This is a genomic window from Amycolatopsis sp., assembly GCF_035276945.1.
GTDB lineage: Bacteria > Actinomycetota > Actinomycetes > Mycobacteriales > Pseudonocardiaceae > Amycolatopsis_E.
On the sequence record NZ_DATELF010000028.1, the window covers coordinates 40,493 to 65,539 of the forward strand.

28 protein-coding genes are annotated in these 25,047 nt (G+C 68.6%); 10 read left to right on the top strand and 18 right to left on the bottom strand.

From position 1 onward, the window contains the following. Nucleotides 1-91 precede the first annotated feature (91 nt). Both VJT49_RS03860 and VJT49_RS03865 read right to left on the bottom strand, forming a co-directional pair. Nucleotides 92-322: a DUF3107 domain-containing protein gene (locus VJT49_RS03860; protein ID WP_324163271.1), complete on the bottom strand. Its 231-nt coding sequence runs from the start codon at nucleotides 320-322 to the stop codon at nucleotides 92-94. 44 nt (nucleotides 323-366) lie between these two features. Further along, nucleotides 367-1,089: a ferritin-like fold-containing protein gene (locus VJT49_RS03865; protein WP_414635805.1), complete on the bottom strand. Its 723-nt coding sequence runs from the start codon at nucleotides 1,087-1,089 to the stop codon at nucleotides 367-369. Nucleotides 1,090-1,483: 394 nt separating this feature from the next. Between VJT49_RS03865 and VJT49_RS03870 the strand changes: the two genes are divergently transcribed. Then, nucleotides 1,484-3,091, top strand: coding sequence for a DEAD/DEAH box helicase (locus VJT49_RS03870; RefSeq protein ID WP_324163302.1), 1,608 nt, complete (start codon nucleotides 1,484-1,486; stop codon nucleotides 3,089-3,091). A gap of 128 nt (nucleotides 3,092-3,219) precedes the next feature. Beyond that, a complete protein-coding gene (locus tag VJT49_RS03875) occupies nucleotides 3,220-4,578 on the top strand; it encodes a PQQ-binding-like beta-propeller repeat protein (RefSeq protein ID WP_414635804.1) in 1,359 nt (452 codons plus the stop codon). 301 nt (nucleotides 4,579-4,879) lie between these two features. On the opposite strand, the gene VJT49_RS03880 is transcribed toward VJT49_RS03875, so the two are convergent. The 6 genes from VJT49_RS03880 to VJT49_RS03905 form a co-directional block, all read right to left on the bottom strand. Next, nucleotides 4,880-5,209: a hypothetical protein gene (locus VJT49_RS03880; RefSeq protein ID WP_324163273.1), complete on the bottom strand. Its 330-nt coding sequence runs from the start codon at nucleotides 5,207-5,209 to the stop codon at nucleotides 4,880-4,882. Between the two features lie 40 nt (nucleotides 5,210-5,249). Then, complete coding sequence (locus tag VJT49_RS03885; protein WP_324163274.1) at nucleotides 5,250-6,107, bottom strand: PD-(D/E)XK nuclease family protein; 858 nt, start codon at nucleotides 6,105-6,107, stop codon at nucleotides 5,250-5,252. Nucleotides 6,108-6,200: 93 nt separating this feature from the next. Then, on the bottom strand, nucleotides 6,201-6,827 hold the full coding sequence (locus tag VJT49_RS03890; RefSeq protein WP_324163275.1) for a MarC family protein: 627 nt from the start codon (nucleotides 6,825-6,827) through the stop codon (nucleotides 6,201-6,203). Beyond that, entirely contained in the window at nucleotides 6,814-7,692 is an 879-nt protein-coding gene (locus tag VJT49_RS03895; RefSeq protein WP_324163276.1) for a PHP domain-containing protein, read from the bottom strand. The genes VJT49_RS03890 and VJT49_RS03895 overlap by 14 nt, the downstream gene beginning before the upstream one ends. Nucleotides 7,693-7,725: 33 nt before the next feature. Then, nucleotides 7,726-8,286, bottom strand: coding sequence for a PH domain-containing protein (locus VJT49_RS03900; RefSeq protein ID WP_324163277.1), 561 nt, complete (start codon nucleotides 8,284-8,286; stop codon nucleotides 7,726-7,728). Nucleotides 8,287-8,298: 12 nt separating this feature from the next. After that, complete coding sequence (locus VJT49_RS03905) at nucleotides 8,299-8,490, bottom strand: hypothetical protein (RefSeq protein ID WP_324163304.1); 192 nt, start codon at nucleotides 8,488-8,490, stop codon at nucleotides 8,299-8,301. Between the two features lie 153 nt (nucleotides 8,491-8,643). On the opposite strand from VJT49_RS03905, the gene VJT49_RS03910 reads away from it, so the two are divergent. The 3 genes from VJT49_RS03910 (at nucleotide 8,644) to VJT49_RS03920 (ending at nucleotide 10,227) form a co-directional block, all read left to right on the top strand. Next, a complete protein-coding gene (locus VJT49_RS03910) occupies nucleotides 8,644-9,048 on the top strand; it encodes an NUDIX hydrolase (RefSeq protein WP_324163278.1) in 405 nt (134 codons plus the stop codon). Nucleotides 9,049-9,190: 142 nt separating this feature from the next. Further along, on the top strand, nucleotides 9,191-9,370 hold the full coding sequence (locus tag VJT49_RS03915) for a hypothetical protein (RefSeq protein ID WP_324163279.1): 180 nt from the start codon (nucleotides 9,191-9,193) through the stop codon (nucleotides 9,368-9,370). Between the two features lie 53 nt (nucleotides 9,371-9,423). Continuing rightward, nucleotides 9,424-10,227, top strand: coding sequence for a helix-turn-helix transcriptional regulator (locus VJT49_RS03920; RefSeq protein ID WP_324163280.1), 804 nt, complete (start codon nucleotides 9,424-9,426; stop codon nucleotides 10,225-10,227). Here VJT49_RS03920 and VJT49_RS03925 read toward each other — a convergent pair. Genes VJT49_RS03925 through VJT49_RS03940 form a run of 4 tightly spaced genes read right to left on the bottom strand, consistent with a single transcriptional unit; the run spans nucleotide 10,218 to nucleotide 13,992 of the window. After that, nucleotides 10,218-11,861, bottom strand: coding sequence for an acyl--CoA ligase family protein (locus VJT49_RS03925; protein WP_324163281.1), 1,644 nt, complete (start codon nucleotides 11,859-11,861; stop codon nucleotides 10,218-10,220). The genes VJT49_RS03920 and VJT49_RS03925 overlap by 10 nt on opposite strands. Nucleotides 11,862-11,878: 17 nt before the next feature. Beyond that, on the bottom strand, nucleotides 11,879-12,973 hold the full coding sequence (locus tag VJT49_RS03930; RefSeq protein ID WP_324163282.1) for a DUF2332 domain-containing protein: 1,095 nt from the start codon (nucleotides 12,971-12,973) through the stop codon (nucleotides 11,879-11,881). A gap of 9 nt (nucleotides 12,974-12,982) precedes the next feature. Continuing rightward, a complete protein-coding gene (locus tag VJT49_RS03935) occupies nucleotides 12,983-13,486 on the bottom strand; it encodes a MaoC family dehydratase (RefSeq protein ID WP_324163283.1) in 504 nt (167 codons plus the stop codon). Nucleotides 13,487-13,518: 32 nt separating this feature from the next. After that, nucleotides 13,519-13,992 (bottom strand): MaoC family dehydratase, encoded by a 474-nt coding sequence (locus VJT49_RS03940; protein ID WP_324163284.1) that lies wholly within the window; start codon nucleotides 13,990-13,992, stop codon nucleotides 13,519-13,521. Nucleotides 13,993-14,293: 301 nt separating this feature from the next. Here VJT49_RS03940 and corA point away from each other — a divergent pair, with 301 nt between their 5' ends. The 5 genes from corA (at nucleotide 14,294) to VJT49_RS03965 (ending at nucleotide 18,725) form a co-directional block, all read left to right on the top strand. After that, on the top strand, nucleotides 14,294-15,376 hold the full coding sequence (gene corA, locus VJT49_RS03945; RefSeq protein WP_324163285.1) for a magnesium/cobalt transporter CorA: 1,083 nt from the start codon (nucleotides 14,294-14,296) through the stop codon (nucleotides 15,374-15,376). A 166-nt stretch (nucleotides 15,377-15,542) separates the two neighbouring features. After that, a complete protein-coding gene (locus tag VJT49_RS03950; protein WP_324163286.1) occupies nucleotides 15,543-16,187 on the top strand; it encodes a metallophosphoesterase family protein in 645 nt (214 codons plus the stop codon). A gap of 55 nt (nucleotides 16,188-16,242) precedes the next feature. Further along, the gene (locus VJT49_RS03955) at nucleotides 16,243-17,085 is read left to right on the top strand and encodes a chromosome partitioning protein ParB (RefSeq protein WP_324163287.1); all 843 of its coding nucleotides are present in this window, start codon (nucleotides 16,243-16,245) and stop codon (nucleotides 17,083-17,085) included. A gap of 114 nt (nucleotides 17,086-17,199) precedes the next feature. Further along, on the top strand, nucleotides 17,200-17,538 hold the full coding sequence (locus VJT49_RS03960; RefSeq protein ID WP_324163288.1) for a YciI family protein: 339 nt from the start codon (nucleotides 17,200-17,202) through the stop codon (nucleotides 17,536-17,538). Beyond that, nucleotides 17,538-18,725, top strand: coding sequence for an RNA polymerase sigma factor (locus tag VJT49_RS03965; protein WP_324163289.1), 1,188 nt, complete (start codon nucleotides 17,538-17,540; stop codon nucleotides 18,723-18,725). Before VJT49_RS03960 ends, VJT49_RS03965 begins: the two co-directional genes overlap by 1 nt. A gap of 96 nt (nucleotides 18,726-18,821) precedes the next feature. Here the strand turns inward: VJT49_RS03965 and VJT49_RS03970 are convergent, their stop codons facing one another. The 6 genes from VJT49_RS03970 to VJT49_RS03995 form a co-directional block, all read right to left on the bottom strand. Beyond that, entirely contained in the window at nucleotides 18,822-20,006 is a 1,185-nt protein-coding gene (locus tag VJT49_RS03970; RefSeq protein ID WP_324163291.1) for a sn-glycerol-3-phosphate ABC transporter ATP-binding protein UgpC, read from the bottom strand. Between the two features lie 5 nt (nucleotides 20,007-20,011). After that, the gene (locus VJT49_RS03975; protein WP_324163292.1) at nucleotides 20,012-20,854 is read right to left on the bottom strand and encodes a carbohydrate ABC transporter permease; all 843 of its coding nucleotides are present in this window, start codon (nucleotides 20,852-20,854) and stop codon (nucleotides 20,012-20,014) included. Then, nucleotides 20,854-21,816 carry a sugar ABC transporter permease gene (locus tag VJT49_RS03980; RefSeq protein WP_324163293.1) on the bottom strand — a complete coding sequence of 321 codons (963 nt, stop codon included), beginning with the start codon at nucleotides 21,814-21,816 and terminating at the stop codon, nucleotides 20,854-20,856. Before VJT49_RS03980 ends, VJT49_RS03975 begins: the two co-directional genes overlap by 1 nt. After that, nucleotides 21,813-23,126: an ABC transporter substrate-binding protein gene (locus VJT49_RS03985; protein ID WP_324163294.1), complete on the bottom strand. Its 1,314-nt coding sequence runs from the start codon at nucleotides 23,124-23,126 to the stop codon at nucleotides 21,813-21,815. Before VJT49_RS03985 ends, VJT49_RS03980 begins: the two co-directional genes overlap by 4 nt. A 183-nt stretch (nucleotides 23,127-23,309) precedes the next feature. Further along, nucleotides 23,310-23,834: a general stress protein gene (locus VJT49_RS03990; protein ID WP_324163295.1), complete on the bottom strand. Its 525-nt coding sequence runs from the start codon at nucleotides 23,832-23,834 to the stop codon at nucleotides 23,310-23,312. Nucleotides 23,835-23,917: 83 nt separating this feature from the next. Continuing rightward, a partial coding sequence (locus VJT49_RS03995; RefSeq protein ID WP_324163296.1) for an acyl-CoA dehydrogenase family protein occupies nucleotides 23,918-25,047 on the bottom strand: 1,130 nt, incomplete at its 5' end.

Sequence of the window (25,047 nt, forward strand, 5' to 3'; positions counted from 1 at the left end):
AGAGTTCTGGGCACATCGCCTCCACCGTCGGCTGTTGTCACACGGCCAACCAGCCTACCTGTGATTAGCCCGAACGGCCCAGGCCGACGCCTCAGACGCCTACGGCGAAACCGACCTTCCGCACGTCCGACGGCGCGATCTCCACGTACGCGATGCGGTCCGAGGGGATGAGGAACTTGCGCCCCTTGTCATCGGTGAGGCGGAACACTCCGTCGGCGGCCCTCAGCGCGTCGGAGACCAGCGACTCGACCTCATCAGCCGACTGGCCACTGGACACCACCAGCTCACGGGGGGTGTCCTTGATGCCGATCTTGACCTCCACGTGCGACCTCCGCCTAGTTCCACAACCGTTGTCCGGACTCAAGGCTAGCCCAGTCCGAGCACCTGCATCCGCTTGGTGTGCCCCTGCTGCAACCGCCGGAACAGCCCCGCGATTCCGGAAAGATCGCCCGACCCGGAGACGATCAACTCGGCCAGCCCGTCCCGCTCGGCGGCCACGTACTGGGCCTGGGTCAGACCCTCGCCGAGCAGCCGGCGGCCCCACAGCGCGAGCCGGTCGCGGGTCTTCGGATCGGCCTCGATGGCGGCGGCCACTTCGCGTTGCGCGAACGCCGAGTGGCCGGTGTCGGCCAGCACCGTCCGCACCAGTTCCGCCGTCTCCGGATCCAGCCAGCCGGCCACCTCGCGGTAGAAGTCGGCGGCCAGCCCGTCCCACACGTAGGCCTTGACCAGTGACTCCAGCCACGACTTCGGCGGGGTCGAGGCGTGGTAGGCGTCGAAGCGCGCGACGAACGGGGTCATCGCGTCCTCCACCGGCACCCCGTGCTTGGCCAGGAACCCGGCGAGCAGGTGGTAGTGGCCGATTTCGGCGGCCGCCATCGAAGCCAGCGCGGCGCGCCCGGACAGGGTCGGAGCCGTGCGAGCGTCCTCGGCGAGCCGGTCGAACGCGGACAGCTCCCCGTAGGCGAGTGCGCCGAGCAGGTCGACCACGCCTTCACTGATCTGTCGTGTCACGGCGTGAGCGTAACCGCCCAACCGGCCTTCGCGACCACTCGCGCACCAGGTCGTCACCCAGGCCAGGAAGGACATGCCGAGCCCGAAACACGGGCCCCCCGGGTGCGGCAGGTACACTGCGTAATGTATTGACCGGAACTACCGCTCCAACAGCAGGGCGCCTACCTGGGACAACGCCCCTGTAAGCGGATAGTGTGAACGGCTTGCTTCCACCGCCGTTCACGAACATGATGTGCCCACGGACGCGAGGTCGGCACAGACGGCGAGTCGAGACCCGCCCGCGAAGGACGGGGGTGGGAGGCAGGCCGTTCGCGCCGGCAGCCGAGGCCGAGTCACGGCCTGGCTACCCGCTCGTGGGCACGTTAGAACGAAGCACAGTGTGCGTGCACGCCTTTTTTGACGGCATTCCCGCGGACGTGAAGTCGAGCGGTCGAGTGCCGGAGGAACGGACCAGGCCGTGCGCGCTGGTATGAGAGAGGCGATCACACTGACCGCAAGTACTTCCGACAACCGAACAGAAACCGACCCGGTCGCGCTGGAGCACAGCGAAACCGGCCAGCCCGCCGTCGACACCTCGCACCCGTTGCAGGCCGCCGCCGAGGTCGAACCGGAGAACCCGGCCTTCACCGAGTTCGACGTCCGGCCGGAGATCGTGCGAGCGCTCACCGAGGCGGGCATCGAGCGCACCTTCGACATCCAGGCGCTGACCCTGCCCCTGGCCCTGGCGGGCGAGGACCTGATCGGCCAGGCGCGCACCGGCATGGGCAAGACGCTGGCCTTCGGCGTCCCGCTGTTGCAGCGGCTGACCACCCCCGGCGACGGCACGCCGCAGGCGCTGGTCGTGGTGCCGACCCGCGAGCTGTGCCTGCAGGTGACGCACGACCTCACCGACGCGGGCAAGCACCTCGGCGTGCGCTCCCTGGCCATCTACGGCGGCCGCCCCTACGAGCAGCAGATCTCCGCGCTCCGCAAGGGCGTCGACGTGGTGATCGGCACCCCCGGCCGGCTGCTGGACCTGGCCGAGCAGCGGCACCTGGTGCTGGGCAAGGTCCACAACCTGGTGCTCGACGAGGCCGACGAAATGCTCGACCTGGGCTTCCTCCCCGACATCGAGCGCATCCTCGGGATGGTGCCGGAACAGCGGCAGACCATGCTGTTCTCGGCGACCATGCCCGGTCCGATCATCACGCTCGCCCGCACCTTCCTGCACCGGCCCACGCATATCCGGGCCGAGGAGAACGACGCGGGCGCGGTGCACGAGCGCACCACCCAGTTCGTCTACCGGGCCCACTCGCTCGACAAACCCGAGCTGATCGCACGGGTCCTGCAGGCCGAGGGCCGCGGCCTGACGATGGTCTTCTCCCGCACCAAGCGCACCGCGCAGAAGGTCGCCGACGACCTGGCCGAGCGCGGGTTCGCCGTCGCCGCGGTACACGGTGACCTCGGCCAGGGCGCCCGCGAGCAGGCGCTTCGCGCGTTCCGCGCCGGCAAGATCGACGTACTGGTGGCCACCGACGTCGCCTCGCGCGGCATCGACGTGGACGACGTCACCCACGTGATCAACTACCAGACCCCCGAGGACGAGCAGACCTACGTGCACCGCATCGGCCGCACCGGCCGGGCCGGTAAGACGGGTGTCGCGATCACGCTCGTCGACTGGGACGAGGAAGCCCGCTGGAAGGCCATCGCCGAGACACTGAACCTGGGCATCCCGGAACCGGCGGAGACCTACTCGACGTCGAAACACCTGTTCAGCGACCTGAACATCCCGGCGGACGCGAGCGGAAGGCTCCCACTCGGCAAGCGCACACGTGCGGGCCTTTCGGCCGAGCCGCAGGAAAAGCTGGGCCGCAAACGGCGTTCGGACTCCCCCGGCACCCGCACCCGGAAACGTCGCCGCACCCGCGGTGGTGGCGGCGACGCGGCGACGACGATCGAGGCCGCCGACACGGCCGCCAAGACGAAGACACCCCCGGCCGGCGACGGCGGGGAAAGCGCCGAACGCCCGGCCCGGCGCCGTCGCCGCCGCCGGGTGGGTACCGGCAGCGCGTCCGACACACCGGTTTCGGCAGACTGATCAAGCGGGGGGCGTGGCGGCAGCGTCCCCGGGAAAAACCAGGAAAGATTAGGAAAGACCAGGAAAGACACAGCAACACAGCAAGACAGCACAGCCAGCGGAGAGCCGGATACCGGGAGCGGAAGTCAGTGAGCGACCCCGTCGAGGGCGGGCGGTACAGCGAGCCCAGTGAAGACACCGCGAACACCACCGTCATCGGGACGGAGGACGTGCTGGCGGGAGCGGCCGCCGACGCCGCCCCGCCGCCCCCGGCACCCCGCGCCCGGCGTTCGCCGTGGAACCGCCCCCGCGACCGGGCGATTGCCGCGCTCCTGCTGGTCGTCGCGGTGACCGCGGGTGTGCTCGTCTGGTTGCGCAGCGAAAGCCGGGCGACGATCTCGCAGACCGCCGGGCCCGGCCCCGCACTGCCCGCCACCCCCGACGCCGTGCCCGGCTCCCTCGCCGAACTGTGGCAGGCGCCGAGTGGAGCGACCCCGGTACCGGTCGCCCGGGACACCGACGTGGTGACCGCCTCGGGCGGTGAGGTGCTGGGCCGCGACCCGCTCACCGGCGTGGTGCGCTGGCGCTACTCGCGTGATCTGCCGCTGTGCACGATGACCTCGGCGTGGTCGGGTGCGCTGGCGTTGTACCGCAAGGACGGCGTGAACAACGAGAGCGGCTGCAGCGAGGTCGTCCTCCTCGACGCGGACACCGGGCAGCGGCGCTCCCAGCGCACCGGAAGCGCCCAGCGGGGTACTCAGCTGATCACCGACGGGTCGTACGTCACGGCGTTCGGGCCGACACTGCTCAACACCTGGCGTGACGACCTGGTGGAAACCGCCGAGTACGGCCAGGTTCCGGCGCTGGTCAACCCCGGCAAGCAGCCTCGCACGGGGTGCACCTACGGCACGGTGGCGGCGGCGTCGGGCCGGGTCGGGGTCATCGAACGCTGCCCGGGCGACCCCGGGGACCGGCTCACCGTGTACCGCGCGGCGCCGAAGGAGTTCGACCAGCCGCAGGTCTCCTACAGCCAGGTCCTGCCGGGACGCTCGGCGAAGCTGATCGCCCTGTCCGCCGAGTACGCCGCGGTCGCGCTGCCGGACCAGCATCTGCTGGTGCTCTACGACGCCGGCGGCGGGCAGGTCAAGGCATACCCGCTCGACCTGCCCGCCGCGGACCTCGCGCAGGATCCCGCCCGAGGAGTCATGAGCACCTCGGCGACAGCGTCCAATGTGTACTGGTTTACCGGGTCGAAGTTGATGGCGCTGTCACGGGACGACCTGACTCCGCAGTGGACACTCGGTGCCGCGCTCGGGCCGGGTGTCCTGTTCGACCATCAGTTCGTGGTGCCGATCCAGGGCGGCTTGGCGGTGCTCAACGAGCAGAACGGTTCGACGATCCGCACCATCGGCCTCGACCGGCACGGCTACACCGGCCCGGTCCGGCTGGCCTCGCTCGGACCCGTGCTGCTGGAACAGCGGGGAGACACCTTGGTCGCGCTGCGATAAACCGTCGCCCAACTCGCCCGAGTCGGGCTTTCACGTCGCGCGAGTTGCCGTTCGCGTGCCCCGGCGAAAGCCGGGGATCTCGACATCGACGATCGTTAGCTGTCACAGCGGCCGCGATTCCATCGGCCCCGAGATCGCGGGCCAGGAGCCTGCGCGTTCGCGGTTGGCCGGTCTGCTGGTTCGTACCTTCGCATCCGCGCCGCGGAGCATCCGGTCGCCGCAGACGTGACGCGGCTGTTCGGCAAAACCGGCGTCATTCGCCAGCAGGCTCACGGCCACGTTGACGACTTCGCCGTACCGCTCAAGGCCACCACCAGAAGAACACGAGCACCAACACGACGTCGGCGAGCACGAAAAGCCCGGCGACCGCGGCGAGCCGTCCGTCACGGCGATCGGCGAGACGCTGTGCGGCGACGGCGAGGACCGCGGCGACGGGGTGTGCGGTGAGGGGCGCGGCGCCCGGACCGGGTGCGCCGGCCAGCGCGGAAACCAGCCCGGCCGCCAGCACGACCAGGGCGAGCGCGACAAGCCCGGTGGCGAGGGAGCCGGTGAATCCCCGCCACCAGCGCCCGAGCCGGGTGCGCTCGGACACGGACGGCGGTTGTGCGGTCTCCAGTTCGTCGATGCTCACTCCTCCTCCGCTGCCAAAGCACGACGTGACACAGGTTTTCTCATGGCGCCAGCAACTCCCAGGACTTCGCGGGCGGCGCGGCCTGCTGTCCCTCGGGGCAACTGGGACGGAAGTCACACCAGGCGCACCGTGCGGACGGACGCGCGGGGAACAGGGACTGCACGTCTCCTCCCTCGGCCAGGTCATCCGTTGCGGCCCGCAGGTCCTCGGCCGTCTCCTCTGCTCGGGTCAGGTGCCGGCGGAGGCTCGCCTCGCTGTGCTCGGCGGCCGCGACCGTGCCGCTCGGCAGATGGTGCAGTTCGACGCGACGGCATGGTCGCCGGAGCGTCCGCGCCGCGGCCACCGCATACATGGCCAGGGCCTGCGAACCGCGCGCCTCGTACTCGTCCGGCGCGCGCCGGCCGGTCTTGTAGTCGACGATCACCAGCTCCGCACCACGCTCGTCGATCCGGTCGGCCCGGCCCTCGATGATCAGCGACGCCGGTTTGCCCGGTTCGGGGCTGACCGGCGCGGAGACCCAGCGTTCGAGCCCGATGGGGGTGGTGGAGACGTCGTTGCGCTCGACGTACTCGGCGACCCACGACTGCGCGCGCTCACGGTAGACGGCCGCCTGCCGCGCGTCGGCGAACCCGCCGTCCTGCCAGTTCTCGGCCAGCAGCGCGGCTGCCCTGGCCGGCGTCCGCCTGGCCGGAGACAACTCGAACAGCGCACGCAGGGCGTTGTGCACGACGGCCCCGAGCGTGCTGTGTGCCCAGGGGCCGGTGCGCGTGGGCGGGGGCCGGTCGACGTAGCTCATCCGGTACCGCCGCGGGCAGTCGTCGAACGTGGCCAACCGCGCGGGGCTGACCTTCGTCAGCTTCCGCGGCTGCACCTCGAACTCGAACCCCAATTGCTCCACGTCACCACCGTACGCACTACCACCGACACTGAACGGGTCCGGGGGCTTGCCCCAGTGGGGTCCGGGACCTCCCTCAGAAAGCGCGGTAAGGCCTCAGCCACCCGCGATGAACCCACGGACGGAGTTCGTGACCAGTTCGACGGCGATCGCGGCGAGCAGCAGGCCGGCGATCTTGGCGAGCAGCGTGATACCGCTTTCCCTGATCAGACGGATGACCAGGCCCGAATACCGCATGCACAGGTAGATCACCAGGTGCACGGCCACGATGGCCAGCGCGAGCGCGACGTAGGCACCGGGCCGGCCCGCGGCCTCCCTGACGAACACGATGGTCGCGACGATCGCACCGGGGCCGGCCAGCAGCGGGGTACCGAGCGGGACCAGCGCCACGTTGACGTCGTCGGCCACTTCCGGCTGGCTCTCGCCCTTCCCGGCGAGCAGGTCGAGCGCGATCAGCAGCAGGAGCAACCCGCCCGCACCCTGCAGCGCGGGGATCCCGATGCCCAGGTAGGCCAGGATCGCCTGCCCCGAGATCGCGAACAGCGAGATGACCAGCAGTGAGACGAGGCCGGCCTGCCTCGCCGCCCGCGCCCGCACCGTGGGCGGCTTGCGGCCGACCAGGCTGAGGAACGCCAGGATCGTGCCGGGCGGGTCCATGATCACGACCAGCGTGATCGCCGCCTCCATGAACATGTTCGCATCGAAGAAGTCAGCCAGGGCCAAGACCATTCACCGTGACCTGGCTGCCGGACGCCTTGCCGACCAGCGCTTCGAAGGCCTCGGGGTCCGTGGTTTCCGCGCCGATCGGGATGGTCTTGTTGGTGCCGTGATAGTCGCTCGAACCGGTCTGCACCAGCCCCAGTTCCCGGGCAAGCCCGCGCAGTTCCGCACGGGTTTCCGCGTCGTGGTCGGGATGGTCGACCTCGACCCCGGTCAGCCCATACTCGGCCAGTGCCGCGATCGCCTCGGCGGAGACGGTCCGCCCGTGCCGCCGCGGATGGGCGAACACGGTCACCCCACCGGCCGCGTTGATCATGTCGATCGCGGTCTCCACCGGCGTTTCCCGGCGCGGGACGTAGTAACCACGGCCCGCGTTGAGATACCGCGCGAACGCCTCGGCCACAGTGGACACCAGGCCGGCGCGGATCAGTGCCTGTGCCAGGTGCGGGCGGCCCGCGGGAGAGTCGCCGGGCAGCAGGCCGAGCACCTCGTCGGCGTCGATGGGCAGACCGTCGTCGGCCATCCGCACGGCCATCGCGTGCAGCCGGGTTCGCCGCTCCAGCCTGAGGCGCCGCTGCTCGGCGACCAGCGCGGGCGAGGTCGGGTCGAACAGGTAGGCCAGCAGGTGCACGCTGACCGGGCGGCCGCCGTCGAACGAGCTCACGCAGGACAGCTCGGCGCCGGGCACGAACGTCAGGCCAGTGGGAAGCGCCTCCACGGCGGCCATCCAGCCCGCCGTGGTGTCGTGATCGGTGAGCGCGACGACGTCGAGCCCGGCACGCGCCGCGGCGGCGACCACTTCGCCAGGGGTTTCCGTGCCGTCCGAAACGACCGAATGGGTGTGGAGATCGATGCGCATCGCACCCATTCTGGCCCAGACCGCTTGAGCGGTCCCGGGGACTCAGCCGACCATCTTCTTCCCCTGGGCACGCCGCTGGGCCTTGATCATGGAGAACCGCTCGGCCTGCTTGGCCTTGTCGCCGAAGACCAGCTCGGAGATGGTGTCGTAGAACTCCTCGGGCCGGGGCAGGAAGTCGATGCGGTTGAGCGCCTGGATCTGGCCCGCCGACTCGACGATGACCGTGCCGTAGCCGAACATGCGGGCCCAGGCGGTGCGCTGGTAGGTCAGGTCGGTGACCTTGCTGATCGGCATCATGGCCACCTTGGTGGTGAACACGCCGCTGGTGAGCACGAACCGTTTGTCGGTCACCACCAGGCGCTCGACCCACCATTCGATGACCTTGTAGGCGTAGTACAACACCACCAGCAGCGCGGCGTACCAGAGCACGTTCTGCACGACCCACATCGACGGCGGCAGCAGGTACGACACCATCACGCAGATCGCCAGCAGAGCCGCGGCCTCGAAGGTGTCCCAGGCCAGCACCGCCCAGTGCCTGCGCACCCGGATGACCCGCCGCTCGGTGTCGAGCAGGTACTCGTCGGGATCGCGGGGGGCGAACATCGGCCCGGCCGCTTAACTGAAGACGTTGCTGACGAAGGTGATCACTGCCTCTGCCGACGACCGGAGGAAGTCGATGATGTTCGTGACCAGGTTCGCCGCGTGCCCCGGCTGGGCGATCACGAAGAACAAGACCAACGCTATGCCTGCGAGTCCGGCTATTTTCTTCGCGTTCACAACGATCAATCCCGTCTCTTGCTTCGGCATCGGTCTAGCAAGCTCACCAGTTACGTTGTACCGCACTGAGGTCCAAATCGGGAGAAGAGTCCCGCGCTTGGGTCAGTGCTCCGGAAGCGATCATACTCCACGGCTACTCTCCGTGTACATGTCATGCCCAAAATCCTGGGATAGTCTCGTCTGGTGCGGGCAAGCGATCACCTTCCGGTGCGGTGTGTGGGGGCGATCACTTTCGACGGCTCGGGCCGGTTGTTGCTGATCAAGCGGGGGCACGAGCCCGGACGCGGCTTGTGGTCCCTACCAGGCGGCCGTGTCGAGCGAGGCGAAACAGACCGTGACGCCGTGGTCCGTGAACTGCGCGAAGAAACAGGTCTGGACGTGCACCCGACGGCCCTCGCCGGCATGGTTGTCCGTGGCCAGTACGAAATCTTCGACTACCTGTGCGAGGTTCGGGGCGGCACGCTGTGCCCCGGCGACGACGCCGACGACGCGCGCTGGGTGGACGAGGCCGCCTTCGCTCGGCTGGACCTGACCAAAGGGCTCGCCGAAACTCTCCGGGAGTGGGGTCATCTGCCGGCCTCCCACTAAGCTGCCGCGGTGATCCGAAGGGTCTTCACCCTCACCCTGGCCCTGGGGCTGGTAGCGCTTCCCGGCATCGCGCACGCCGAGAGCGCGGAATCCGCCGCCCCCGCCTGACGTCCAGTCTCTGCTCACTCATGACTCGTCGGCCGTGTCGCTGGCCGAGGACGCGCACCGCGTCGAGAACGGCATCCCGACCGGTTCCTCCGGCGAGGGCATCCGCCGCCAGTTGGAAAACGGTCCGCCCTACCGGGTGGTCATGGCCATCCGGGTGCGCCATTCGGCAGGGGTGGTGTCGACGGTGAAGGTGGCCTTGGCTCGCACGCCGTGACCTCAGGACGCTGCGAGGCGGTCTTGGAAAACGCGACACCTAAAATCGGACGTGTGGTCGAGCCGGTGGACACCGACACCCGCGGGATCGTGCACCCGTGGGCGGGGCTCCGGAAGTTCAGCCTCGATCGCTTTCCGCCGTCGCCCGCGGTGGCCCGCTTCGTGGACCGGTACTGGCTCGTCCGCTGGAATCTGCCGGAGGGCGAGACCTACGACCAGCACGTTTTGGTGCATCCGGTGGTCAACGTCGTGTTCGACCCCGTCGGCGGCGTCGCCACGGTCACTGGCGTGCAGCGGAACCGCTTCACCCGTGTGCTGGCCGGCCGGGGCGGCGCACTGGGCGTGATGTTCCGGCCCGCCGGGTTCCGGCCGTTGCTCGGACGGCCGATGTCCACCATCACCGGGACCGTGCTGCCGCTCGCCGACGTACGGCCCGAACTGCTGGCCGCGGCTCCGTACGGCGAGCCCGACGAGCGGACCGTCAGGAAACTGGACGAACTGTTGGCCGAACTCGTGCCAGCCGGCCGTCAGCCGTCGGAGCTGACCACCGAATGGGCCGAACGAGCCGCGACCGATGACGAGTTGCGGCGGGTGGACGACCTGGCCGACGCGGTCGGCGTCGGCGTCCGCGCGTTGCAGCGGGCCTTCAACGACCATGTGGGCATCGGCCCGAAGTTCGTGTTGCGGCGCTACCGGCTCTATCAGGCCGCCGAGCGCGCGGCCCGCGACGAACACGTGGACTGGCACACGCTGGCCGCGGATCTCGGCTATGCGGACCAAGCCCACCTGACCCGCGAGTTCACCGCCGCGCTCGGCACGTCTCCCGCCCGCTACGCGGCGAGCAGGCCTCAGCCCTGAATCCTGCTCTCCCGGCCCGCCCAGTCACGCTCGCGCAGCTGGAACTTCTGGATCTTTCCGGTCGACGTCTTGGGCAGCTCGGAAACGAACTCGATCCGGTCGGGCACCTTGTAGCGCGCGATCCGGCCACGCACGTGCTCCAGCAACTCCTCGACCTCCACCTGCCCGCGCAGCACCACGTAAGCCTTCGGCCGCTCGCCCCACTTCTCGTCGGGCACGCCGATCACCGCGACCTCCAGCACCGCGGGATGGGAGTCGATCGCGGCCTCCACCTCGATGGTCGAGATGTTCTCGCCGCCGGAAATGATGATGTCCTTGGCACGGTCTCGCAGCTGGATGTAACCGTCGGGATGGACCACGCCGAGGTCACCGGAATGGAACCAGCCGCCGCGGAACGCGTGCGCGGTGGCGTCGGGGTCGGCGAAGTAGCCCTTCATCACGTTGTTGCCGCGCATCACGACCTCGCCCATGGTCGCGCCGTCGGCGGGCACGTCGTTCATGTCGTCGTCCACCACGCGGACCCCGTCGGTGACGAGCATTCCCACGCCCTGGCGCGCCATGAGCCTGCTTCGCTCGGCGAGATCGAGCTTCAGCCAGCCATCCTGCTGCTCGCAGACGGTGTACGGACCGTAGGTCTCGGTCAGCCCGTAGACGTGCACCAACCGGGCGCCGAGTTCGGACATCCGGCGGATCACGGTCGGGCTCGGCGGCGCGCCCGCGGTGGTCACGACCACTTCCCGGGACAACGGATGTGCGGCCTCGTGGTTGGCGATGGCGACCAGCACGGTCGGCGCGCCGTTGAGGTGGGTGATGCCCTCGGTGTCCAGCAGGCGCCAGATCCGCCCGGCATCGACCGCGCGGAGGCAGACGTGCGTGCCGCCGATCGCGGTCACCGCCCAGGGGGTACACCAGCCGTTGCAGTGGAACATGGGGAGTGTCCACAAATACCGCGATTCCGGCGCATGTCGCGAGTGGACGATTTCCGCGAGGGAATTGAGGTAGGCGCCGCGGTGGTGGTACAGCACGCCCTTGGGCCTGCCGGTGGTGCCCGAGGTGTAGTTGACGGAGATCGTCGCCCGCTCGTCGGAGACGGTCCACGGAATTTCCTCGTCGCTCCCGCGCGCGAGCAGGTCGGCGTAGGTGATGCCGCCGACCGCGGGATCAGGCTCGGCAAGACAGTCCCAGGGCTTGCCCCCAGGCGCCGAGCCGGCGCTGTCGATCACCGTGACGATCTCGGCGAGCTCGAGTTCGTCCAGCACCGGCGCGATCGAGCCGTGCAGGCCCGCGTCCACGACGAGCACCTTGGCCCCGGAGTGATCAAGGATGTAGCGGATCTCGGCGGGCGCGAGCCGGGTGTTGATCGCGACCAGCACCGCACCGGCCAGCGCCACCGCGAAGTGCGCCACGAGCATCTCGGGGATGTTCGGCAGGAGGTAGGCCACCCGGTCGCCGGGCTCGATGCCGGTCGCCCGCAGCGCGTGCGCCACTCTCCTCGTCTCGGCCGCGAACTCCCGGTAGGTCGCCCGGCGGTCGCCGTAGACGATCGCCTCCTTGTCCGGGAAGACCCGCGCCGAGCGCTCCAGGAAGGCCAGCGGTGTGAGCGGGGTGTACCAGGTGTCCTCGGTGACGGCCATATTTCATCCTCGCGCGTTCAGTGGGCGAGCCAGGTCATCCGATCGCCGTACTTGGCGGTGTGGGCGAGGGCGGCCGCGTCGGGCACGCCGTCCTGCCAGCGGACCAGCCCCAGCGTGCACGAACCCGCCTCGCCCCAGAACGCCAGCTCGTCCCGCAGCGGCAGAACCTGCGACAACGCCACCTCGTACGGCTCGTCGGAAACCCACCAGAGCGGCCGCTCCGCGGCCAGCTTGCCGAGCGTGGCGACGAAGTCCTCGGCCCGGCCCGGTCCGAGGTGCCCGAGCGCCCGGCAGGTCAACACCACCAGCGGTAGTTCGGCCGGGATCCGGGAGGCGGTCGCTTCGAGATCGTCCACGCCGTCCCCGGCGACCAGCTCCGGTGGGTCCTTGCGCTGTGCGGTGGCGGCCACCCGCAGCAACCGGATACGGTCCAGTTGGTCGGCCCAGACGCACGCCTCCAGCCAGGCCAGCTCTTCCTCGTCGGTGGCGTCGATCGGGGCGCGATCGAGGCCGACCCTGGCGCCCACCGCGACCTTCTTGGCCATTTTGGGCAGCTTCGCGCCCTCACCGAGGTCCAGCGCGCAGTGCAGCCCGACCGGGGTCTTGGCGGGTCCGGCGGTGATCTGCTCGCCGCCGGCGCACTGGTAGCGGTAGCCGAACCGGTCGAGGCCGAGCAGCAGCCCGGCGCCGCATCCGACCTCGAGCAGCCCGACCTTCCCGCCCGCCGCCTTGGCGGCCATGCCGACCGCCGGGTACAGCCCGGTCGCCCGCCGCACCTCGTTGCTGACGATCTCGCGGGTGGACACCAGGGCGCGCACCCGGTCGGCCCGCTCCAGCAGGAACTCCCGGAAGGTCGGCCAGGTCCCGCCGTCGACCCCGTCGAAACCGGACAACGAGGGGTAGTAGCGGGACAGCGGGTGGACCGGGTCCGCCTGGATCAAGCGGTGCGCCGCGGCGAGCAGGAGCGCCGGATCGGCGCCGGGAGTGAGTAGACCGGCCACTTCGTCGTCCTCGGCGGCGCGCTCGGCCAGGTGCTCGTACAGCGGCGAGACACCGGCCGCCCGCCCCGCCGCGAAGGCACGCAGGCCCTGCTTGATCTCGTCGAGGCTCACCGCGGTCTCCTATTCGTGCGGTACCGGACGGCCAGGTTGCTCACCGCCACGCACCCCACCATAGGACCGCTTCGGCACCAGGACCTTGCGGCGGAAGATGCACACGATCGTGCCGTCCTGCTTGTATCCCCTGGTTTCCACGTACACCACGCCCCGGTCGTCCTTCGACTTCGACGGGGTCGTCTCGAGCACCTCGGTCTCACCGTAGATCGTATCGCCGTGGAAGGTCGGCTTGACGTGCCGGAGCGAGGAGATTTCCAGGTTGGCGATGGCCTTGCCGGAGACGTCCGGCACCGACATGCCCAGCAGCAGCGAGTAAATGTAGTTCCCGACCACCACATTCTTGCCGAAGTCGGTGGTTTCCGCCGCGTAATGGGTATCCAGGTGCAGCGGGTGGTGGTTCATCGTGAGCAGGCAGAAGAGGTGGTCGTCGGCTTCGGTCACGGTCTTGCCGGGCCAGTGGCGGTAGGTCGCACCGACCTCGAACTCCTCGAAGTACCGGCCGAACTGCATCCACGCTCCTCCCGCCGCGGTATGGAGCGAACTTACCGGAGTCCGGACGCAATGAGCGGCGGGGCCCTCCCCGGCACCCGCCGCCGGAACACGCACACCAGCGTGCCGTCCTGCTTGTAGCCCTTGGTCTCCACGGTGACCACACCCCGGTCCGGCTTGGACCCGGACTCGCGCTTTTCGAGCACGACGGTCTCGCCGTAGATGGTGTCGCCGTGGAACGTGGGCGCGACGTGGCGCAGGGACTCGACCTCAAGGTTGGCGATGGCGCGGCCGGACACGTCGGGCACCGACATGCCGAGCAGGATCGAGTACACGTAGTTGCCCACCACGACGTTGCGCTTGAAGTCGGTGGTCTCCTGCGCGTAGTGCGCGTCGAGGTGCAGCGGGTGGTGGTTCATCGTGAGCAGGCAGAACAGGTGGTCGTCGTACTCGGTGACCGTCTTACCCGGCCAGTGTTTGTACACCGCGCCCACCTCGAACTCCTCGAAGTATCGCCCGAACTGCACGAGAAAGACCTCCTGCGGGTAACGCCACACCGCCCTGGAGCGACGTTCACTGATGTTGAGGAGTACCCTCGACCATTGGTGGCGACGCGTCAACGCGACCGCCGACACGTCGGCCCGAGGAGGTGAGGAACGCAAGATGAGCAATGGCGATAGTCCGCTCCCTAGTAAGTCCAGCGTTGCCCTCGCCCCGGCCGGGACGTACTCCGGCCGTTAGGCCCTTCCTGGGAAACGCTGGTTACGCCGGGCGGACGATGACCGCACGGCGCTTCGGTAACCGAACCGCGTCAGCCAGGAGCCCCTCATGCCCGCGATCCCCTCTCTCGGCGGCCTTCGCGGCCGCGCCAACGGCCGCGGCCGTATCACACCGCCCATCCCCGTTCCCCTGTCCGCCTACATCGTGGACTGTGCGGTTTACGTGGACGGTAAGCGGTTGTCCGGGCGCTGGACGCACGCCGAGGCGATCAGGGAGGTGCGGCGGCGGCACGAGGGTTTCGTCTGGATCGGCCTGCACGAGCCCGACTCCGAGCAGATCCAGGGCATCGCGGAGGCCTACGGCCTGCACGAGCTCGCCGTGGAGGACGCCGTGCAGGCGCACCAGCGGCCCAAGCTCGAGCGCTACGACGACACCCTGTTCATGGTGCTCAAGACGGTGCGTTACGTCGAGCACGACTCGCCGACCACGGCCAACGAGATCGTGGAGACCGGCGAACTGATGGCCTTCCTCGGGGTGGACTTCATCATCACCGTCCGGCACGGCGCGCATTCCGGTCTGACCAAGCTCCGCCGTGATCTGGACGGCGACCCGGAGACACTGCAGGCCGGGCCGGCCGCGGTGCTGCACGCGATCACCGACCACGTCGTCGACCAGTACCTGGAGGTCACCAGCGCGGTCGAGGACGACATCGAGGAGATGGAGACCCGCGTCTTCGCGCCGCGCACACAGGTCAGCGCCGAGCAGATCTACCTGATGAAACGCGAGGTCCTCGAACTGCGGCGCGCGGTGATGCCGCTGGCCACGCCGGTGCGCCGGCTCGCCGAGGGGTTCACCCGGCTCGTACCCGACGAGGTCCGCTCCTACTTCCGTGACGTCGACGACCACCTCACCACGGTGTCCGAGCGCGTCGCCGCCTTCGACGAACTGCTGACCACCCTGGTCGACGCCACGGTCGCGAAGATCTCGTTGCAGCAGAACACCGACATGCGCAAGATCACCGCCTGGGCGGCGATGATCACGGTGCCGACGATGGTCGCCGGCATCGAAGGCATGAACTTCGACTACATGCCCGAACTGCGCTGGCAGTTCGGCTACCCGGCAGTACTGGTCCTCATTCTCGGCATCTGCCTGCTCCTCTACCGAATATTCAGGAAGAACAACTGGTTGTAAGTCCTTCCTGCTCGGCGAAAAGGAGTTTTCCCATGTCCCGCCTTCTGACAAGCCTCAAGTTCTGGGCGCTGGCCCTGTCCGTGGTGTGGATCACGGTGGTCGCCATCGCGATCGCCGACCACCCCGAACTCGCCCACGTCGGTAGGTGACCACTTAGTCTGGGGAAATGCGCGCGCTCGTGGTCGCCGATGAGGTCGACGAGCGGTTATGGGCAGGAGGTGCCCGTGGCCGTCCCGTCGATCTGGTGCTCGGCGCTGGCGACCTGCCGTTCGGCTATCTCGCGTTCCTGGCCGACGCACTCGACCGGCCGTGCGTGTTCGTACCCGGTAACCACGACCCCGATCTGAGCGGTTTCACCCGCTATGGCGGCCTGTCCATGCGCGGCGGCTTCCCCGAGGAATGGCCCGGTCCACCCGGCGGGGTCGACGCCGACGGCCGGGTGGTGGACGTCGCCGGGCTGCGGATCGCGGGTCTCGGTGGTTCGGTCCGCTACAACGACGGGCCGAACCAGTGGACGCAGACCCAGCAGGCGCGCCGGGCCCGCAAACTGGTCCGCGCCGCGGAACGCCGACGCCGCAAGGACGGCCGGGGAGTGGACGTCCTGCTCACCCATGCCCCGCCCCGCGGGCTGGGCGACCGCGACGACCCGCCGCACCATGGCTTTGACTGTCTGCATTGGACTGTCGAGCGGCTCCGGCCGAAGTGGTTGCTGCACGGGCACATTCACCCCTACGGCGAGTGGCCTCGGGAGCACAGGATCGGCGAGACCCGGATTCGCAACGTCGTCGGCGTGCACGAGGTGTCACTGTGAACAGAACTGTCTCATGTCGCGGCGGTCATGGTGACCACAGAGCCGCGGAGAAGACATGAGGGATACCGGTTTTCCGCGTGCCGACGCCGAGAACGACTTCCTCCGCGCCCGTCGTCGGCAGGTGCTGGCGCGGCTGGCGAACTGGCTGCGGCGGGAACCGGACGATGTCAACATCATGCTGCCGTTCCACGAGGTCGTGGAGGCGCTCGGCTATGTCGGTGAACAGCGCATCGGGCCCCGCGTGATCACCCTCGACTCGATCGTCGGCAGCGTGGACCGCGGCCGGGACTTCGACCGCCGGTTCCGGCCGACTTCGGGACGGGTGCGTGCGCGGTGGGAACGGCTCGCGCTGGCCGCACGGCGTGGCGAGAACATTCCGCCGATCGAGGTGTACCGGGTCGGCGAACTGCATTTCATCATCGACGGCCACCACCGCGTCTCGGTCGCGCACACGCTCGGAATGTCCACAACAGAGGCTCACATCACCGAGGTCAGGACCAGGCTCAACCCCAGCGGCATCAGGTACCGCGGCGACCTCATCGTCAAGGACTACCGGAGGCTCTTCCTGGAACGCGTGCCACTGACCGGCGAAGCCCGCGCGAGCATCGCGCTGTCCGACCCGTGGCACTACGCGATGCTCGGCGAGGCCGGCGAGGCCTGGGGTTTCCGGCTGATGCAGGACGAGGGCAAGTTCCTCGACCGTGCCACCGTGGCGCGGCGGTGGTACGAGAACGAGTACCGGCCGGTGGTGAACATGCTGCGGCAGGCCGACCTGATCGGCGAGCGCACCGAGGCCGAAGCGTATTTGTGGGTGGCGGCCGAACGCTACCGCCTCATCCGCACCCATCGCTGGGACGACGACGTCATCGACGCCCTCCGGTCGGCCCGCCGCCGCTGAGAGCCGGTCGCCGACCTACCACGAAAGTGACCTAGGTCATATGAAGTCGGTGTCGATTCGGCAGGTGTCCGGTCGTCTTTTCCAGGCAAGCTCGCCAAGAGAAGGGGCACGACGATGGAATACGCGGTCTTGATCTACCAGGACGAGGTCGAAGCCGACAAAGCCGACTACGGCAAGATCAGCCCGGAGTACAAGACGTACACCAAGCAGCTGATCGACTCCGGCGTGCTGCGGGAGGGCAGGCGGCTGCAGCGGTCGTCCACGGCGACGAGCGTGCGGGTCCGCGACGACGAGCAGTTGTTCACCGACGGCCCGTTCGCCGAGGTCCGCGAGCAGCTCGGCGGGTTCTACCTGATCGAGTGCGCCGATCTCGACGAGGCGCTGAAGTGGGCCGCCCAGTGCCCCGGCGCGAAGCACGGCACGGTGGAAGTCCGCCCGGTCGCGCCATCTTGATGACGAGGGGCGGCAGCGATCCCCTGGCCGAGGTGTTCCGCGCGGAGCACGGCCGGGTGCTGGCACGGCTGATCGGCCTCCTCGATTTCGACCTCGCCGAGGAGGCCCTCGCCGACGCCTACGCCACCGCGGCCGAACACTGGCGGGCGGGCCGGGTTCCCGACAATCCGGCGGCCTGGCTGACCACGACCGCCCGCAACCGGGCGATCGACCGGATCCGCCACGCCAGAAGGCTCAGCGCGAAGCTGCCGGAACTGGCCGACGTGCCCAGCGCCGACCCACCACCCGTGGAGAGCGTGCCGGACGACCGGTTACAGCTGTTCTTCACCTGCTGCCATCCGGCGCTGGGCCGGCAGGCGCAGGTCGCACTCACCCTGCGCTGTCTCGGCGGCTTGTCGACAGCCGAGGTCGCCCGCTTGTTCCTCGTGGGCGAATCGACCGTGGCGCAACGGATCGTCCGCGCGAAACGCAAGATCCGCGACGCCGGGATCCCCTTCCGCGTGCCCGGCCACGACGAGTTGCCCCAGCGGCTGCCGACCGTGCTCGCGGTGATCTACTTGCTGTTCACCGAAGGCTACGCCGCCACCGCCGGTCCCGAACTGATCCGGGCTCCACTGTGCGCGGAGGCGATCCGGCTCGCACGCGTGCTGTACGAGCTGCTCCCGGGCCCCGAAGTCGCCGGCCTGCTCGCGTTGCTCCTGTTCACCGACGCTCGCCGACCGGCGCGCGTGGACGACACCGGGCACCTCGTGCCGCTCCCGGAACAGGACCGGCGGCGCTGGGACCGCACCCTCATCGAGGAGGGCCGCGGCCTCCTCGCCGGCGCGGAAGGCCCCTACGCGGTGCAGGCCGCGATCGCCGCCGTCCACGCCGACGCACCGTCCGAACGGGACACCGACTGGACTCGGATCGCCATGCTCTACGAGCTGTTGCCGCCTTCGCCAGTGGTCCGGCTCAACCACGCGGTCGCGGTCGCGATGGCCGACGGGCCCGAAGCCGGGCTGGCGATGCTCGACGACATCCCACTCGCCTCGCACCTCCTGCCCGCAACGCGCGCGGACCTCCTACGACGCCTCGGCCGCGACACCGAAGCCATCGCGGCCTACGACGAAGCGATCATGCTCGCGGGCAACGAAGTCGAACGCGACTACCTCCTCCGCGGGCGCCAGGAACTCATTCGCCGGTGATGGCGACTCAACGCGACCGAAAGCCCTCCCCCCGCGGCGCACAGCGCCTTGTCGTAGGCGCGGCGAACGTCCGGCAGTCCGGGTCGGCCGACGAACTCAGCCCTCGTAGGTGAGGTTTCTCCCGCTCGACGGGTCGAAGAGCTGCAGCTTGGCCGGGTCGAACCAGAGGTCGACGCCCGCGCCCTCGCTCGCCGGGGATGCCGAAGACAACCTGGCGACAACCTGCGCACCACGCCCGCCCGGCACGTCGTCCGCGCCCGCGTCGGCCGCGAGCTCGGCGAGTTCCGACGTGGACGCCATCTCGCCCTCGAGCGTGAAGTAGGCGTACTTCTCCGATCCCATCGACTCCAGCACATCGACGCGCGCGGTGAAGGTCACCCCACCCTGCTTGGCGTGCTCCTCGAGCAGCGAGGCATCCTCGAAGTGCTCCGGCCGGATCCCGGCGATGACCTCGCGCGGCGCGCTGGCGGCCTCCGCGAGCCGGCGGAGACGATCGGGCAGGCCGAACGAGCCGAGCGCGCTCTTGAGCTGCCCGTTCTCCAACGTGCCGGACACGAAGTTCATCGACGGGGAACCGATGAACCCGGCCACGAACAGGTTCGCGGGGTGGTCGTAGAGGAACTGCGGGGTGCCGATCTGCTGCACGTACCCGGCCCGCAACACCACGACCCGGTCGCCCAGCGTCATCGCCTCGGTCTGGTCGTGCGTGACGTACAGCGTCGTGGTGCCGAGCTGCCGCTGCAGCTTCGACACCGAGGTGCGCATCTGGCCACGCAGCTTGGCGTCCAAGTTGGACAGTGGCTCGTCCATCAGGAACGCCTTCGGGTTCCGCACGATCGCCCGGCCCATCGCGACCCGCTGCCGCTGCCCGCCGGACAGGTTCGCCGGCTTGCGGTCCAGGTGCTGCGTCAGGTCGAGGATTTCCGCCGCCTCGTCGACCTTCCGCCGCACCGTGGCGTCGTCCACCTTGGCCAGCCGCAGCGGGAACGCCATGTTCTCCCGCACGGTCATGTGCGGGTAGAGCGCGTACGACTGGAACACCATGGCGATGTCCCGGTCCTTCGGCGCCTTCTCGTTCATCCGCTGCCCGTCGATGAGCAGCTCACCGGAGGTGATGTCCTCCAGACCCGCCACCATGTTCAACGTGGTCGACTTCCCGCACCCCGACGGGCCGACCAGGATGATGAACTCGCCGTCCGTGATCCGGAGGTCTACTTCGGACACCGCAAGCGCGCCGTCGGGGTACCGCTTGCTCACCTTGTCCAAAACGATTTCAGCCATGCCAGTTACCCCTTCACGGCGCCGGAGGTCAGCCCCGCGACGATGCGGCGCTGGAAGAACAACACGAACACGATGATCGGGATGGTGATCACCACGGCCGCCGCGGAGATGGTCCCGGTCGGGTCCTCGAACTGCGACGAACCGGTGAAGAACGACAGCGCCGCCGGCACCGTACGCGACGCGTTGGTCGACGTCAGCGAGATGGCGAACAGGAAGTCGTTCCAGCAGAAGATGAACACCAGGATCGCGGTGGTGAACACGCCCGGCGCCGCCAGCGGGGCGATCACCTTCCGGAACGCCTGGGCCGGCGTCGCGCCGTCCATCTTCGCCGCCTTCTCCAGCTCCCACGGGATCTCCCGGAAGAACGCCGACAGTGTGTAGATCGCCAGCGGCAGCGCGAAGGTGATGTACGGGATGATCAGACCGCCCCACGTGTCGAACAGCCCGAGCGCCCGCTCGATGTTGAACAACGGGCTCACCAGCGAAACCTGGGGGAACATGGCGATCAGCAGCGAGACCCCGATCAGCACCCGCTTACCGGGAAAGTCCAGCCGTGCGATCGCGTACGCGGCCATCGTGCCGAGCACCACCGCGATCAGCGTCGCGATGAGCGCGATCCCGATCGAGTTGATCAGCGCCCGGATGAAGTCCGAAGTGGCGAAGATGTCCGCGTAGTTCTGGAAGGTCCACGAACGCGGGATGAACTTGCCGTCGTCGATGGTGTCCTTCGTCTTGAACGACAACGACGCGATCCACAGCACCGGCACCAGCGCATACACCACGACCACGATGTCGACCAGAGTCCACCGCGCCTTGCGGCCGGTGGTGACCGCACCTTGCATGACCATCAGCGCTTCCCCTCCGAATCGGAGCCCGGCGCGGCCGTGCCGAACAACTTGATGAAGATGAACGCGATGATCGCGACCGCGATGAAGATCAGCACCGACATGGTCGAGCCGATGCCCAGGTTCAGGCCCTTGATCAGGTTGTTGTAGGTCTGCATGGACACCGACGAGGTGTCGTTCTGGCCGCTGGTCAGCACGAAGATGTTGTCGAAGATCCGGAACGCGTCCAGCGTCCGGAACAGCAGCGCCACCAGGATGGCCGGCTTCATCACGGGCAGCATCACCTTGAAGAACCGCTGCCACGCGCTCGCCCCGTCCATCGCCGCGGCCTTGAGCAGGTCGTCCGGCACCAGCGCCAGCCCGGCCATCAGCAACAGCGCCATGAACGGCGTGGTCTTCCACACTTCGGCCAGGATGATGATCGCCATCGACGAGGCGTACTGGGTGAGCGGGGCCGAGCCGGAGGCGAGCACGTTGGCCAGGTATCCCGTGTCCGGAGTCCAGGCGTAGTACCACGAAAACGCCGCGACCACCGTCACGATCCCGTATGGGACAAGGGCAACCGTGCGCACCAGACCGCGGCCCACGATCGTGCGGTGCATGATCAGTGCCAGCAGCATTCCGAGCACCAACTCGACGGCCACCGACACGACCGTGATCAACATGGTCGTGCCGAACGCCGTCCACCAGTAGGAGTTCGACAGCACCGCCGCGTAGTTGGCGAACCCGACGAACTGCTGCTGCGCCGGGAACCGCAGGTCGTAACGCTGCAGGGAAAGCCAGACCGAGTAGATGATCGGCCAGCCGGTGACCGCGATCATCACGATCGCCGCCGGGGCGCACAGCAGCAATCCCAGCCGCCGCTCCGCTTTCTTTCCTTCACTGAGCGCGGGTTTGCCCCGTTTCGCCGCTTTCGCCGTGGTCACTGGGGATTTCGGCGAGGGTTTGGCTACCGCGTGGCTCACGGGATCACCCCTTTCGACTCGAGCGCGGCGGACAGCTGGTCACGCAACTCCTGGGCGGTGCCCTGGGGATCGATGTCTGACGGTGGCGAAAGGATCTTCGACATCACCGTGGACAGGCTCTGGTAGGCCGGGGTGAGCGGGCGCACCGCCGCCGACTTCAGCGCGGCCAGGATCGCGTCCCGCATCGGGTATTCGGTCGCCATGCTCGGGTTGTTGTCCGGGTCCACCGGCTTGGTGGGGTCGAGCGGCGCGTTGTCGGTGTACAGCGCCTCGTCGACCGGCGGGACCCCGTCCTTGATGGCGGAGAACTTCTGGCTGTCCGGGGAGCGCAGGCACAGCGCCGCTTCGAACGCCTCGGGCTTGTGCTGCGAGTACGAACTGATCGCCAGATCGATCCCGCCGATGGTGGTCTTCCCCGGCGTGCCCGGAATGACCGACGGGTAGGTCGTCCACTTGAAGTGGGGCAGGTCCTGCGGCTTTTCCTTGCCGTAGGAGGCGTAGACGAACGGCCAGTTCAGCTCGAAGGCGCCGTTGCCGCGCTGGAAGGCCTGCCGGACCTCGTCCTCCTTCTGGTTGGTCAGCGAGGCGTCGGTGATCCCGGACGTGGTGAGCTGCTTGAGGATCTGCAACGCCTTGACCGCGCCCGCGTCCATCACGACGGACTTGCCGTCCTCGGACAGGATGTGCCCGCCCGCCGACTCGACCAGCGAGTTGTAGAAGACCACCAGGCCCTCGTACTGGGCGCCGGTGAACAGGATGTTGTGCGGCTTGCCCTGCGCCTTGAGTTCCTGCGCCTGAGCCATCATCTCGTCCCAGGTCGCGGGCGGCGCCGGCGTGATCCGGTCGTCGTACCACAGCAGTTGCACGTTGGTGTGCTTCGGCGCGGCGTAGAGCTTGCCGTTCCAGATCGCCGTCTCCAGCGGCCCCGGCAACACGCCCTGCTGGGCGGCCGCCTTGTCGGCGCCGGTCCACTCGTCGATCCAGCCCGCCTCGGCGAACTCGGGCACCCACGTGACGTCCAGCCCCAGGATGTCCAGGCTCTTGTCACCCGCGGCGAGCCGGCGGACCAACTGCTCGCGTTGCCCGTCGGCGGTGCGGGGAAGCTTGTTGTAGGTGATGTGGTAACGCCCGGCCGCCTGCGCATTGCACTTGTCGACAAGTGTCTGGAACGAATCCTCCGGATACATGTAGATACTGACCGTTGCGGCATCGCCACCCGAACCGCACGCGGCAAGCGCGCCGGTGGCGAACACCCCGGCGCAGAACATGGCCGCGGCCCGGCGAGTGGACCGAGCCCTCCCCATTCCCATCAGGCCTCCTTGCCCCGACGCGCACGTCGACGGGAGACCACACCCGCACTGTGACGTGCCTGTGGATCGGTGGGGACCTAACTTATGCCGAACGATCTTCGTTGGCAAGCACAATCAGTAACGATTGGGGGAGATACCCGGGATCGTCCGTGTCGCGAGGGAACCCACCCGGGGCCGGCGGGCCTACCCCGGCGCACGCATGGCGAGCTTCGCCAGCAGGTCACGGCCCTGCTCGGCGGTGCGCGGCTGGCACAGCACGTCATACCGGCCGGCGACGAGCTGGCTGGCCGAGGCGAAGTCACGGCGGCCTCGCGTGGACGCGTAACTGATCGCGGCGAACACGAGGCCGAACATCATGCCGGAGAGCAGGCCGACCAGGATCGGCTGGTAAGTGATGCTCACGCCGGAACTGAAGAAGCTCAGCAGCAGGCCGACGAACAGCCCGAACCAGGCGCCGGAGACCGCCCCGGTGCCGAGCACCTTGCTCCAGGACAGCCTGCCGAGCACCCGCTCGACGAGCATGAGGTCGACCCCGACGATCGTCACGTCGGACACCACGAAGTCGTTGTCCGCGAGATGCTCGACCGCGCGTTGCGCCTCCTCGTAGGTGGCATAGGAGCCGATCGGCCACCCGGTGGGAGGCGTCGGCATGCGCGGCAGGCCCTGCGCGGGTCGCCCTGCGGAGGAAAATGCGCCGGTCACGGTCATCACCTGTGCTGTTCGCGCCAACGTGGGCCGCTCAATCTTGTCAATATCAAGGAAACCACGCGAACCCGGCATCTGTAAGCCTCTCAACCCTTCGAGCGGTACTCCCGGAGCAGGCCACGGCTGATGATGGTCTTCTGTATCTCGCTGGTGCCCTCGCCGATCAGCAGGAACGGCGCCTCCCGCATGAGGCGCTCGATCTCGTACTCCTTCGAATAGCCGTACCCGCCGTGGATGCGGAACGCCTCCTGGGTGACCTCCGAGCAGTATTCGGACGCGATGAGCTTCGCCATGCCGGCGGCGACGTCATTGCGCTCGCCGGTGTCCTTCAGCCGGGCGGCGTTGACCATCATCAGGTGCGCGGCCTCCACCTTGGTGGCCATCTCGGCGAGCTTGAACGCGATCGCCTGGTGCTCCGCGATCGGCTTGCCGAACGTGCGCCGCTGCTGCGCGTACTCGACGGCCAACTCGAAGGCCCGGATGGAGATCCCGCACGCCCGGGCCGCCACGTTCACCCGGCCGACCTCGACGCCGTCCATCATCTGCGCGAACCCGCGGCCCGGCGCCTCGCCGAGCACCCGGTCGGCGCCGATCCGGTAGCCGGTGAACACCGCCTCGGTGGTGTCGACGCCCTTGTAGCCCATCTTGTCGATCTTGCCGGGAATGGTCAGGCCGGGCGCCACCTCACCGAACCCCTCGGGCTTCTCGACCAGGAACGCGGTCAGGTTCCGGTGCGCCTTCTCGGCACCCTCGTCGGTGCGCACCAGCAGCGCGATCAGGTTCGAACTGCCGCCGTTGGTGAGCCACATCTTCGCGCCGTCGATCACGTACTCGCCGCCGTCGCGCCTGGCCCTGGTCTTGATCGCCGCGACGTCGGAGCCGAGGTCCGGCTCGGACATGGAGAACGAGCCGCGGATCTCACCGGTCGCCATGCGCGGCAGGAAGTACTCCTTCTGCGCGTCGGTGCCGTGCTGCTTGATCATGTGCGCCACGATGAAATGCGTGTTGATCACGCCGGAGACGCTCATCCAGCCGCGGGCGATCTCCTCCACGGCCAGCGCGTAGGTGAGCAGCGACTCGCCAAGACCGCCGTGGGACTCCGGAATCGTGAGGCCGAACAGCCCCATCTCCTTCATTCCGTCGACGATGTCCGACGGATACGTGTCGTCGTGCTCCAGCGCCTGGGCGTGCGGGATGATCTCCTTGTCGACAAAAT

Bases quoted from the DNA above. Each gene is read 5' to 3' on its own strand.
- VJT49_RS03870 (WP_324163302.1), top strand. From the start codon at position 1,484: ATGAGAGAGGCGATCACACTGACCGCAAGTACTTCCGACAACCGAACA.
- VJT49_RS03905 (WP_324163304.1), bottom strand. From the start codon at position 8,490: ATGCCGAAGCAAGAGACGGGATTGATCGTTGTGAACGCGAAGAAAATA.
- VJT49_RS03900 (WP_324163277.1), bottom strand. From the start codon at position 8,286: ATGTTCGCCCCCCGCGATCCCGACGAGTACCTGCTCGACACCGAGCGG.
- VJT49_RS03975 (WP_324163292.1), bottom strand. From the start codon at position 20,854: ATGGTCATGCAAGGTGCGGTCACCACCGGCCGCAAGGCGCGGTGGACT.
- VJT49_RS03955 (WP_324163287.1), top strand. From the start codon at position 16,243: ATGAGGGATACCGGTTTTCCGCGTGCCGACGCCGAGAACGACTTCCTC.
- VJT49_RS03925 (WP_324163281.1), bottom strand. From the start codon at position 11,861: ATGGCCGTCACCGAGGACACCTGGTACACCCCGCTCACACCGCTGGCC.
- VJT49_RS03865 (WP_414635805.1), bottom strand. From the start codon at position 1,089: ATGTCCTTCCTGGCCTGGGTGACGACCTGGTGCGCGAGTGGTCGCGAA.
- VJT49_RS03960 (WP_324163288.1), top strand. From the start codon at position 17,200: ATGGAATACGCGGTCTTGATCTACCAGGACGAGGTCGAAGCCGACAAA.
- VJT49_RS03970 (WP_324163291.1), bottom strand. From the start codon at position 20,006: ATGGCTGAAATCGTTTTGGACAAGGTGAGCAAGCGGTACCCCGACGGC.
- corA (WP_324163285.1), top strand. From the start codon at position 14,294: ATGCCCGCGATCCCCTCTCTCGGCGGCCTTCGCGGCCGCGCCAACGGC.
- VJT49_RS03965 (WP_324163289.1), top strand. From the start codon at position 17,538: ATGACGAGGGGCGGCAGCGATCCCCTGGCCGAGGTGTTCCGCGCGGAG.
- VJT49_RS03895 (WP_324163276.1), bottom strand. From the start codon at position 7,692: ATGGGTGCGATGCGCATCGATCTCCACACCCATTCGGTCGTTTCGGAC.
- VJT49_RS03985 (WP_324163294.1), bottom strand. From the start codon at position 23,126: ATGGGAATGGGGAGGGCTCGGTCCACTCGCCGGGCCGCGGCCATGTTC.
- VJT49_RS03935 (WP_324163283.1), bottom strand. From the start codon at position 13,486: ATGCAGTTCGGCCGGTACTTCGAGGAGTTCGAGGTCGGTGCGACCTAC.
- VJT49_RS03990 (WP_324163295.1), bottom strand. From the start codon at position 23,834: ATGACCGTGACCGGCGCATTTTCCTCCGCAGGGCGACCCGCGCAGGGC.
- VJT49_RS03950 (WP_324163286.1), top strand. From the start codon at position 15,543: ATGCGCGCGCTCGTGGTCGCCGATGAGGTCGACGAGCGGTTATGGGCA.